Source organism: Urechidicola sp. KH5 (assembly GCF_054661455.1).
Window position 1 is genome coordinate 691,886 of sequence record NZ_BAAFSW010000001.1, and the last position, 12,236, is coordinate 704,121.

12 protein-coding genes are annotated in these 12,236 nt (G+C 29.3%); 10 read left to right on the plus strand and 2 right to left on the minus strand.

From position 1 onward, the window contains the following. Positions 1-90 precede the first annotated feature (90 nt). From ACYQ5R_RS03175 to ACYQ5R_RS03220, 10 genes are all read left to right on the plus strand, one after another. Entirely contained in the window at positions 91-492 is a 402-nt protein-coding gene (locus tag ACYQ5R_RS03175; protein ID WP_460189458.1) for a response regulator, read from the plus strand. 3 nt (positions 493-495) lie between these two features. Then, positions 496-1,038 carry a heme NO-binding domain-containing protein gene (locus ACYQ5R_RS03180; RefSeq protein WP_460189459.1) on the plus strand — a complete coding sequence of 181 codons (543 nt, stop codon included), beginning with the start codon at positions 496-498 and terminating at the stop codon, positions 1,036-1,038. Further along, positions 1,031-2,227 (plus strand): sensor histidine kinase, encoded by a 1,197-nt coding sequence (locus ACYQ5R_RS03185; RefSeq protein ID WP_460189460.1) that lies wholly within the window; start codon positions 1,031-1,033, stop codon positions 2,225-2,227. The genes ACYQ5R_RS03180 and ACYQ5R_RS03185 overlap by 8 nt, the downstream gene beginning before the upstream one ends. A gap of 2 nt (positions 2,228-2,229) precedes the next feature. Further along, entirely contained in the window at positions 2,230-2,547 is a 318-nt protein-coding gene (locus tag ACYQ5R_RS03190; RefSeq protein WP_460189461.1) for a hypothetical protein, read from the plus strand. Between the two features lie 11 nt (positions 2,548-2,558). Beyond that, on the plus strand, positions 2,559-3,260 hold the full coding sequence (locus ACYQ5R_RS03195) for a LytR/AlgR family response regulator transcription factor (RefSeq protein WP_460189462.1): 702 nt from the start codon (positions 2,559-2,561) through the stop codon (positions 3,258-3,260). A gap of 86 nt (positions 3,261-3,346) precedes the next feature. Next, a complete protein-coding gene (locus ACYQ5R_RS03200; protein ID WP_460189463.1) occupies positions 3,347-4,894 on the plus strand; it encodes a hypothetical protein in 1,548 nt (515 codons plus the stop codon). A gap of 157 nt (positions 4,895-5,051) precedes the next feature. Then, positions 5,052-5,873, plus strand: a complete 822-nt coding sequence (locus ACYQ5R_RS03205; RefSeq protein WP_460189464.1) for an HlyD family efflux transporter periplasmic adaptor subunit — start codon at positions 5,052-5,054, stop codon at positions 5,871-5,873. A gap of 122 nt (positions 5,874-5,995) precedes the next feature. Continuing rightward, the gene (locus tag ACYQ5R_RS03210) at positions 5,996-7,360 is read left to right on the plus strand and encodes a nucleotide sugar dehydrogenase (RefSeq protein WP_460189465.1); all 1,365 of its coding nucleotides are present in this window, start codon (positions 5,996-5,998) and stop codon (positions 7,358-7,360) included. 15 nt (positions 7,361-7,375) lie between these two features. After that, complete coding sequence (locus ACYQ5R_RS03215; RefSeq protein WP_460189466.1) at positions 7,376-8,749, plus strand: TackOD1 domain-containing metal-binding protein; 1,374 nt, start codon at positions 7,376-7,378, stop codon at positions 8,747-8,749. Next, a complete protein-coding gene (locus ACYQ5R_RS03220) occupies positions 8,739-10,058 on the plus strand; it encodes a glycosyltransferase family 2 protein (protein WP_460189467.1) in 1,320 nt (439 codons plus the stop codon). Before ACYQ5R_RS03215 ends, ACYQ5R_RS03220 begins: the two co-directional genes overlap by 11 nt. 44 nt (positions 10,059-10,102) lie before the next feature. Here the strand turns inward: ACYQ5R_RS03220 and pckA are convergent, their stop codons facing one another. Continuing rightward, positions 10,103-11,722, minus strand: coding sequence for a phosphoenolpyruvate carboxykinase (ATP) (gene pckA / locus ACYQ5R_RS03225; RefSeq protein WP_460189468.1), 1,620 nt, complete (start codon positions 11,720-11,722; stop codon positions 10,103-10,105). A gap of 106 nt (positions 11,723-11,828) precedes the next feature. After that, positions 11,829-12,200 carry a DUF423 domain-containing protein gene (locus ACYQ5R_RS03230; RefSeq protein WP_460189469.1) on the minus strand — a complete coding sequence of 124 codons (372 nt, stop codon included), beginning with the start codon at positions 12,198-12,200 and terminating at the stop codon, positions 11,829-11,831. Positions 12,201-12,236: the final 36 nt, after the last annotated feature.

Sequence of the window (12,236 nt, forward strand, 5' to 3'; positions counted from 1 at the left end):
TCATCGATAAAAAAACACCTTTTGACTAAACATCATTTATTTAAATGAATAAAAAAATGATTTTTAAAGTGGTATATTTAAATACTATTTATGAAAACATTAAAAATTCTTTTTATCGATGATGACGAAATTGAGCGTTTAAAATTTGAACGAATTATTAAACAAATCAATATTAGCAGTCACGTTACATCGGCATATGATGGCGAAGATGCTCTAAATAAATTAAATCATTCTACTATTGATTTAATTATATTAGATTTAAATATGCCTAAAATGAATGGAACAGAATTACTTCATTCATTAAAAATGAATGAATCACTTAAATATATTCCAATTGTAATTTTAACAAGTTCTACCTTTCACGTAGAAATTAAATATTGCTTTGAAATTGGAATTGCGGGCTATTTTATAAAACCTCTACGATATGAGAATTACAAAAAGTTAATTGAAAAAATAATTTCTTATTGGGGGCAAAATAAATTTATTGAATAAACTATGAAAGGAATAGTATTTACAGAGTTTTTAGATCTAGTTGAAAATAAGTTCGGTATTGAAATGGTGGAAACAATTATTAATAATTCGAAACTAGAATCAAATGGGGTTTATACCTCAGTAGGCACATACAAGTTTAATGAAATGGTATCCTTATTATCGAATCTTAGTAACCTCACAAAAATCTCTGAAAATGATTTACTAATGGTTTATGGTTTACATTTTTTTGATGTATTAGTCAAAAATTATAGAAGCATTTTGAATTCATACAAAACACCTTTAGAACTCCTTGCTTCAATTGATGCGCATATTCACGTAGAAGTTAGAAAACTTTATCCTGATGCTGAACTACCTTACTTTGAAATCTTAGATCACTCTGAAAAGAGTTTAGTAATGGTTTATCACTCCTCAAGATGCATGTATGCTTTTGCACATGGCTTAATGATAAAATCATTTGAGCATTACAAAGAAAAAGCGAAAATCAATTATACCTTACTAAAAGAGGATGGCTCAAAAGTGAGATTTAATATTCAAAAGCATGAATAATGAGCAGTTCAACATATTAACACAAGCTTTAAAACGTGAGAAACTAGCAAGAAAACAAGCTGAAAAAATTCTTGAGGAGAAATCATTAGAGCTCTATAAGACAAATCAAAATCTTTCAAGAGTCCTTAATGAAACAGAAATTCAGTTAGAAGCTCTATTTAAAACAATTCCTGATCCTTATATTTTAATCGATCTTTATGGAAATGTTTTAAAAATGAATAATGCATCCATCGATTTTTTTGGATATAATATTGAAAAAGAATCATTTAATGTTTTATCTGTTTTACACAAAGAAGATTTCGAATATGGCCAAAGCTCATTTAAAGAATTACTTAACAAGGGATTTTTTAAAAATTTTAGAGTTCGAGTAATCAATCGAATAAAAGAATTGAAATGGATTGAAATAAATGCAAGTGTAGTATATGACGAAGAAAGTAACCCTACTTTTGCTCAAGGTATTATTAGAGATATTACAGCTAATTTAAAAGCGCAATCTGAAAGAGAAAAGCTTCTTAAAAACCTAACTAAAAGCAATCAAGAACTCAATGATTTTGCACATGTTGTTTCTCATGACTTAAAAGCCCCTTTAAGAAGTATGAATACCTTAGTAAATTGGATTATGGAAGATTCAAATGCTTCAAAGAACAATTTAGTAATTCAAAACTTTGGAAGACTTCTTCAAAAGATTGATAAAATGGATAATCTTATAGATGGTATTTTAGAATACGCGAGTATCGACAAAGAAGAGATTAAAACTGAAAAAGTAAACCTAAATTCCTTAGTGTCCGAAATTATTGAAGCTATTAACATCCCTTCTAATACGTTAATAGAAATTAAAAGGCCGTTACCTGTAGTGTCTGGTGATAAGTTTAAATTTTATCAACTTTTTCAAAACCTCATAAGTAATGCTATTAAGTTTTCTGACAAACCAGATTCAAGAATTTGTATTAGATTTAAATCTCATTCAGAAACCAAATGGGAGTTTAGTGTAGAAGACAATGGAATAGGTATTGAAAAAAAATACTTTAGTAAAATTTTCAAAGTATTTCAATCGTTAGATACTTCAAAAAATTCGACAGGAGTAGGTTTAAGTATTGTTAAAAAAATTATTACTCTTTATGAAGGCGATATTTGGCTAGAATCGACCCCGAATAAAGGGTCCATTTTTTATTTTACTTTACCGAAATAATTATGGAAAAACCTAATTTAAATTATATAAAAAAAATTGCTCCTGGAGACGAAGACTTTCAGAATAAAATATTGAATATAATGAGAAAAGAAATTATTCATGAAAGTCAAGAGTACAAAAACCTTTTAGATCAGAAAGAATATAAAAAACTGGGGCAATTAATCCATAAGATTAAGCATAAAATGAATATTTTAAATATGGAATCAAGCGTCCAAATAGCCAATCAAATTGAATATGATTTGAGAACTAACAATATATCGAATCTTAATAAAATCGAGTTAATAATTGTTCAAATAAAACAGTTTTTACTAAATCATTAAAAAATTAATTTATGAAAAAATGTATCATAATTGACGATGACGCTATTGCTCGCACTATAGTGAACAAATTATGCAGTGAATCGCAAGAATTAGAAGTTATAGAAGAATTTTCTAATGCTATTGATGCTATAAAATATTTGAATACCAACAATAATATTGATTGTATCTTCTTGGATATTCATATGCCAACTTTTTCAGGATTTGATTTTATTAAAACTCTTAAAAAATCTCCAAAAATAATTTTAATTTCTTCTGATAAAAGTTTTGCTTTAGACGCGTTTGAATACAATTGCGTGCTGGATTATATCGCTAAACCAATTACTAGAGAAAGGTTTGACTTGGCTTTGTCCAAATTAGACCTATCACTGTCAGCTTCTGCCTCAAACACCAATTCTTCTGAAACCAATGACTTATACATAAATATTGATCGAAGACTGGTTAAAATAATTATTCCAGAAATTTTAGTAATTGAGGCAAATGGCGATTATATCAAAATCAAAACTGAACAACAAAATTTTATTGTTCATTCAACACTAAAAAAAATCGAACAAAAGTTACCGCCAAAAATCTTTTTAAAAGTTCACAGATCTTATATTATCAATATCAAAAAGATTGTTGATATCGAAGATAATAGCATCTTAATTAATCAAGATATTATTCCCGTTAGTAGAGCTAATCGTACTGAATTAATGCAACGGCTGAATTTACTTTAACCGAACAAAACTTCATTTTACCCATTTAAGACTGCCAATCAACGATTTAAACACGTTAAACTGTAGTTTCAATCTATTTTCGGAATATGAAATTGATTGGAGTTCAATTATTGTTTCTACTTTTCTATCATTTAGGTCTTGCCCAAACTCATTCCGAGCTAATAGAAATGATAGACAGTTTGTATTTAGAAACAAATGTCCATCTCATTTTTCCAAATAAAGAGGGAAAAATTGATATAATATCAGCTCAAAATATTGATACAATTTCAAATACCAACTACTATCAAATTAAATTAAAAGAATTAAGAGCGAAACAGTTTAATCAAGATGTTGGACTAACAATAAAAGCTGTTACAAATTACAATTTTGAAGATGCTTTTGATGAAGAAGCAAATGTATTTAATAAAGTTAGAATTAAGGGATTAATTGAATGGGACCTCATGAGGGAGGGGTTTTTTCAAAATAAAAATAAAGCCAAAATAAGTCTAAACGAAGCAGAATCGCTTAAAATTGACCAAGAATTAAATGCAAAAAAACATTGGAGAGAAAAATTTAGAATTGAATGGAATTATACAGTAAATCAAGAAGAAATAAAATTACTTCAAGAATATCTTGAATTTGAAAAATCCTATTTTGATATTCTTCATGAACTATACAGTGAAAAATTAATTGAAAAAGAAAAGTTACTGACTACTGCAAATGAAATAATTGTTCTAGAAAATAAGATCAAACTTTTATCCCAGGAAAACAAAGTTCTTAAAGATGAAATTTCTACAGAGTATAAGTATGAAACTCTTCCCTTAATAAAATTAATTATCGACAGTATTTCACCAAACAATGAATTTTCTTTACGAACTTCATTAGATAAAAAGAATATCGATCTAAAATACAAATTGACCAATGATCTAAAACTGAGTATTTATATGGGCCAAAACTTCAATCACTCTCTTACTAGAAATCAATTTTATCCATCTGTTGGCTTTCGATTTGAAGCTCCATTAAGATTTAACCAAAAAAACCAAATCAAAGAAACTGAAATGGCAATTTTAGAGATGAAGCAAACTGATGATAAAACACAAATTCAAAATAACTTTATAACACAAATAAAATCGTACCGCGATAAAATTTCAGCTATCCAGATTCAATATCACAACTGGGAATTAATAAATGAACATATTAGAACTAGTGCCCTGTTGAAAAACCATTTTTATAAAGAGACAGGAATAATTGCATTACAATATTGTGAAGAAAAATTTAAAATATTACTACAATTAATTCAATTAAAACGACAGTTATACAGCACCATAAGCAATTTATTTATCCTATTGCCTAACTACCAATTCTCCGAATTAATTGAACCCTTCCATTTCAATTCTGAAAAACACTACACACCGGTTATTATCCAAAAAAATAAAGATTTCAGTCTTGAATTTCAATATCAATATAGTCTAGCCAAAAAAAACTTGATCCTATTGGTAGCAAGAAATGATCATGAAACACAAAACTTTCTTAACGAGAAACATGTTTCGTTTGAACTAATAGAAAGTCAGGAAGATTACACATCTATTTGTGAATTAATTTCAAAAGATTTAAAAAAAATGAAATATGAAAAAATTCTCATATCAAAAAAGTAAAGCAACTATTAGGACTTTAAAAGAACCTAAAATCAAAAAGAGAATATTCAATTTTGATAGACTATTGTTTGTCCTCATTTTAATAATTCTATTTTTTTGGTTAGCAAGTTTTATATATAAAAGAACGATATGGGTTTATGGAAATGGTCAAATGCATATGGAAAAAGTTGATGTGAACTTCACAAATGACATAAGGCTCAAAGAAATAAAAATACAACAAGGAGAATATGTTTCAAAAGGCGAATTACTTTTTAACTATGTTCAAAATCAATTTGATAATGATGCCAATTTTGTTATTAAAACATTAGACAAAGAAGAAAAGAGAAATTCCTTACAAAATCAATGGCAACACAAAATTGATTTAAAGAAGTTGGAAATTACACATATTGAAAATGAAATTCAAATGCAGCAAATTGAACATGAATCAATCCAAGAATTAGTTCTTTTAGATGTCTATACAAAAACTAAATTAAATGAAGTTTATCTTCATCTTCAAGGCTTACATTCAAAAAAATACCTTTTAGAAAGAGAATTAAAATTACTCGAAAAACAGAAATCACTTACTAATTCAAATTATTACGATAATCCGAAATTCAGCAACGCCTATTATTCACCTATTAGCGGCGTAATAGGTCAAATTCTAAAAAATAGTGAAGAATCTTGTTATAAGTCCGAAAATGTTATGACAATTCATGATTACAATAAGGTCTTTGTAAAAGCCTATTTCAATCTTAAGGATATTGCAACAATTTCAGAAGGAAGGGCTGTAATCGTTGAATTCCCAGATAAATCGACTTCCAAAGGAATAATTAACAAACTATTTATTTCCACATATGAAGCACCGAATGAATTTCAAAAGAAATATGAACCAACAGAGCGTAACATCTTGGCTGAAATAATCCCTACAAATAAGAATGAAATTACTAATTGGAGTAAATATTACAAACTCAATGTAAAAGTAAAATTGTACAAATTCTAAAATTGACCTATATTCAATTTAACTGAACAAGACCTCCATTCACCTAAACCAAAAAGACCTTTAACTAATAAATACTGGTAGACTCATAGCTTCATTTACTTTAGTGGTAAAGAAATAAATTTATGAATACTGTGAAACAACACCAAAGCGGCAAACAATTAATTAACTACCCTACTCTAGCGTATAAAAAGAATAATCTTTACAAAAAACTAATCAACAAGAAGCATTCCGTTGCGGTTGTTGGATTGGGATATGTTGGTCTTCCCCTTGCAATCCATATGGCCTCTAAATTTAAGGTAAATGGATATGATTGTAATGTCGATACAGTTATGAAAATCTCTCAAAAAATAGATCCTTGTAATGAATTATCTCCAAAGGACTTTACTGACAAAGACATTATTTTTTCCTCAAATGAGAAAATTCTACAACATTCAAAATTTTATATCGTTACGGTACCCACTCCTATTGATGAATTAAAAAAACCAAATTTAGGACCGCTTAAATCTGCAACAGCTACTATCGCAAAATATTTAAAAAAAGGAGACTACGTAGTTTTTGAATCTACCGTATTTCCCGGTTGTACTGAGGAAATTTGTGTGCCTATATTAGAACGAATTTCTAGACTTTCTTACAAAAAAGATTTCTCAGTTGGATATTCACCAGAAAGAATAAATCCAGGAGATTCAAATCATACATTCACTAAAATAAAGAAAATTGTTTCTGGTAGTAATGAAGAAGCTCTCAATAATATTGCAGCCATTTATGACGAAATTTTGGAATCAGGAATCCATAAAGCTCCAAGTATTGTTGTTGCTGAATCGGCAAAAGTTGTAGAAAATATTCAACGTGATGTAAATATTGGCTTAATGAATGAACTTTCGCAAATATTCGGAGTTTTAAATATAAATACAAAAGATGTACTTGAAGCAGCAAGCACCAAATGGAACTTTCACAATTACTTTCCGGGTCTAGTAGGAGGTCATTGTATTGGAGTCGATCCCTATTATTTAATAAGCAAGGCGAAAGAAAACAAATATACCCCAAGATTATTAGAACAGGTTAGAGAAGTTAACGAAGGAATGATAAATCATATTATTCATCTTTTAGAAAGAAAACTTTATCCAAAGAAATTTTTAAATGCACCCATATCAATTTTAGTAAGAGGAATAACATTTAAAGAAAATGTAAACGATATTCGGAACTCTAAAACCGCTGAATTATCAGTGAAATTAACGAAAAAGGGTTACAACGTTATTGTACAGGATTATCTAGCGTGCCCAAAAGAAGTGAAACGAAGATATGGTCTAAACCTGGTTTCTGAAACAAAGGAAATTTTTGATGTAATAATACTAGCGGTAGAACATGAACAATATAAAGATATTAGTTATATGGAGTTGCTAAATAATGGTACATCTGAGACACTAATATTTGACATTAGAGGAAATAAAAGAAATAGAATTCCTAAAGAAGTGTATATGTCTTTATAATCAATTTTACTAGAAATGAATCTCGTAAGTCCTCATAATAATTCAAGTATTGTAAGAGTTGAAAATTGTTCAATTCTTTTAATTTCCAGTGCATATGGTCTTCGAAAAGAGCAATTGAATGATTATGATGGATTTATAATTAATGTGAATGAAGAGAATCGAGTATTAGAAATCATTAAATACTTACGCACTGTAAAAAACATAAAAAATGCTTTAAAACCTTTATTTGTTAATTCTATTTATAAATTATCTAAAAATATTTTAGATCATACGGATGGATATATTTCATTGGAGAATCTACCCTCTTACTTGCAGCCTATAACAGTAATGAACAAGAGGATTGAACAAATAAATTATTCGTTTAATCTCGACTACACCGATTTGTTAAAATTGAAAATAACAGCATTCTGTTTTACTCGAAATGCAGTTTTAGAACCATTTCCCTCAAGAAAAAGTTTGATTGGTTTTGAATATCCATTCATCTCAACTCTTTTTAAAGAAAAAGATGAATTAGCACAAGTAACCTTATTAAATCAAATGAGTAAGGACAAACTACTTTCGCAATCGTTTTTTGATCAAGTACATCTATGCAAAAATTGTAACGGAAATTATCTCAACATAAGAGAGTGTTGTCCAAATTGTAATTCAATTGATATTGAAGAAGAAGATATGATTCATCATTTCGTCTGCGCCCACATTTCTGTTGAATCAAAATTTAAATCTGAAGATGATTTAATCTGTCCGAAATGCTATAGAAAATTACGCCATATTGGTGTGGACTACGACAAACCTTCTTCAATATTCAAATGCAATTCTTGCAATACAAATTTCCAAAATCACGGGATGAAATCATTATGCATAGATTGCAATACAGAACAAAAAATCGATGAGTTAACACCACTAAATCTAAAAGTATTTGGTCTAACTCAAATAGGAGAAAATTTCCTTAAACATGGAAAATCTTTATCTCAGAATCCTGAAAAATTAGATTATATAAGTATTCCTGTTTTTAAAATTTTATTAAATCAAGAAATTACTCGGATAAAAAATTTTGGTAATAAAAGTCAATTTGTTGTTATTGAATTTAAAAATAGTTCATTGGAAGTTCTTAATAAAAAAATTAAATCCAAGCTTTCAATTGAAATTCAATCCATCATTTCGTCATATCTAAAAGATACCGACATCCTAACAAGCAAAAGATTCAATCTGTATTATTTACTGTTACCCGAGACAAAAGGTAATAAAATTGAAAGATTAGAATTGATACACTATAACTTAACAAAACTATTAAATGATAATATAGAATTTAACCAAAAACCAATAGATATTTATATTCAAGAATTATCAGAAAAATCAGAGGTGAATAAACTACTTCAAAATGTTCATTAGTATTCACGACATAACACCAGAATACATTTCTTATTGGTTTGAAGTTGGTTTTAACAAATTTATTAGAGTGTTTTGGTATTTTGTAATTTTTGAATTTACAAGATATATCATATTAGATTATATTATTGCATTTATCTTTTTCATTAACAAGAATAAAAGAAATCAAGCATTTCAAAATGCCAAAATCAAACTTTACAATGAAAACCCATTTGTTTCAGTAATAATTCCCGGTAAAAATGAAGGTAAACATTTATATAAATTAACCAAATCACTTTCTGAACAAAGCTTTAAAAATTTTGAATTAATAATTGTTGATGATGGTTCTGATGATGAAACTCCTACCATAGGAAGAAATTTAGAAAAATTAGGACTTATTGATTTATTTCTGAGAAATGAAATGCGTGGAGGAAAAGCATCCGCTGCAAATCTAGCTTTAAGTTATTCTAAGGGTAAATACATCATTCATTTAGATGCTGATTGCTCTTTTGACTATAACGCTGTAGAAAAAGTTTTAATTCCATTTTATTTAGACAACAACATTGGTGCTGTTGGTGGTAATGTTAAAGTACGTAATTACAAAATGAGTCTTTGTTCAAAACTGCAAGCAATAGAGTATTTAAAAACCGTTTCTGTTGGACGAATTGTTACCTCCTATTTGGGTATTTACAAAATCATATCCGGAGCCTTTGGAGCCTTTCGAAAAGATGTTTTAGATAGCATAGGTGGCTGGGATATTGGTCCAGGATTGGATGGGGATATTACGGTGAAAATTAGAAAATCTGGTTATCAGGTATACTTTCAACCAGAAGCAATTTGCTTAACTAACGCACCCTCTAAATTTAAGATTCTTACTAAGCAAAGATTAAGATGGGATAAATCTATTATAAGATTTAGAATTAGAAAACATCGCGATATATATTTCCCTAATTCAAATTTTAAATGGTCTAATTTTTTTGCTCTTGCTGAAAACGTTTTTTACAATGTCGTATTAGATTTGTTGTGGTGGATATACATAATTGATATTATCATTAATTACACGGGGCAACTTTATTTTGTTATAGCTATGAACTTAACACTCTACATTGTAATGTCATATATTCAAATGCTAAGTATTTATTTATTTTCTGAGAGAAAAAAAGAAGAGTTTTATCTTTGGCCTTATGTGGTATTTATGTCTATTTACACTGGAACCTATTTGAGAATTATTCGAACAATTGCCTACTATAAAGAGTTTTTCTTTAAGAGATCTTTCGAAGATTCTTGGAATCCGTATAAATCCTCTATTCAGGCAAAGAGATACAATTTGTAATTACTTAAATTAAAAAGGCTCTGAATATTCAGAGCCTTTTTAATTTAATGTGAAAATCTTTGCGGTCCACCTCGTCGTATCTCTTCATTTGAAGCCATTTCAAACTTGTCGAAATTTTCTCTAAATGCATTCGATAATTTAAATGCCATTTTATAGTAGGCCTCATCATTATTCCAAGTTGCTCTAGGACTTAAAATTTGATCTGGAACTCCTGGACATTTTCGCGGTTGTGCCAAACCAAAAACAGAATGAATATGGTAATCTTCATAGCAATATTTACCTAAGTCTCCGTTCAAAGCTGCATTAATCATTGCACGCGTATATTTTAATTTAATTCGCTCACCAACACCATATGGACCGCCAATCCAACCGGTATTTATCAACCAAACATTGACATTGCTCTCTTTCATTTTAGCACTCAACATTTCAGCATATTTGGCGGGATGTAACGGCATAAATGGCGCTCCAAAACAAGCAGAAAAAGATGGTTGCGGTTCTGTTACCCCTGCCTCTGTTCCTGCAACTTTTGCAGTATATCCAGAAATAAAATGATAAGCAGCTTGATTTGGTAACAATCTAGAAATTGGAGGTAAAACACCAAAAGCATCACAGGTTAAAAAGAAAATGTTCTTAGGATTTTTACCAAGAGATGGTATCTGAATATTATCAATATGATGTATTGGATAACTTACACGCGTATTTTGAGTAATTGAAACATCATCAAAATCAACTTCATTCGTCCCATTTTTAAAAACAACATTCTCTAACAATGCTCCTTTTTTTATAGCCCCAAATATTTCTGGCTCATTTTCTTCTTTCAAGTTTATAGCTTTAGCATAACAACCTCCCTCAAAATTAAAAACTGTATTATCCGAAGTCCAACCATGCTCATCATCACCTATTAACTTTCGTTTTGGATCAGCAGATAAAGTGGTTTTACCAGTTCCAGATAATCCAAAGAAAATAGCTGTTTCTCCATTTTCTCCAACATTAGCAGAACAATGCATTGGCAATGTATTCTTATCAACAGGTAAAATAAAATTCAAGGCTGAGAAAATTCCTTTCTTCACTTCACCGGTATAACCAGTTCCTCCTATTAGAATCGTTTTACGTTTAAAACTAAGAACCGCAAAGTTATGCTGACGCGTTCCATCTTCTGCTGGAATTGCCATATAACTTGGCGCTTGCAAAATTGTCCATTCGGGTTTAAAAGATTTTAAATTCTCTATAGAAGGACGCAAGAACATGTTATAGGCAAACATATTTACCCAAGGCAACTCAGTTATTACACGAATGTTCATTCTATAACGGTCATCTGCACAGGCATACGCTTCTCTTACATATAACTCTTTACCAGAAAGATGATTGGTAATCTTGTTGTACAATTTTTCAAATGCAGCTTCTTCAAACGGAATATTAATATCTCCCCACCAAACTTTATCCTCTGTAAGCTCATCTTTCACAATAAACCTATCCTTTGGTGACCTACCTGTAAACTCGCCTGTATTTACGGCTAAAGCTCCAGTAGAAGCCTCTTTTCCTAATTCTTTTTCAAGACAAATAGCATGTAATTCATCGGGAGTTAAATTGTAGCGAACCACCACATTTTCAATCCCATACTCGGTTAACGAAATCGTTTTCGAAATTAAATCGTTAGATACCATTAGTTTTACAAATTTAATATTGGTTTTGCAGGCAAAACTAAAGCAACTTTTTTAATTATATCATTTTAAAACCTATTTTTTTACCTAATATTTAATTTGACTGTTATTATTTGGCTCTAAAAAACGAAATTGATAATTTTAGCCACCCGAGTATTAATATTGTACCACCTATAGGTGTTGTATACCAAATTTTTGAAGCCGGAATATTGAAAATGGTAATCGCATAAATCGATCCAGAAAAAAACAAGATTCCTATAAAGAAAAGTAAACTTAAATTCTTTTTAGTTTTATTTGGAAACTTCTGATATATGTTTACAAACAGTAGCACTAAAACATGGTACATTTGGTATTTTACAGCTGTCTCAAAGCTTTGTATTTGTGTGATAGACAATTGTTCTTTTAAGGCATGTGCGCCAAAAGCTCCAAGAACAATAGTAATAGCTCCAAGTATAGCTACAGCAATTAATATTTTTTGCATGATTCAATTTTTATGCATCAAAAATAAACCATGAAC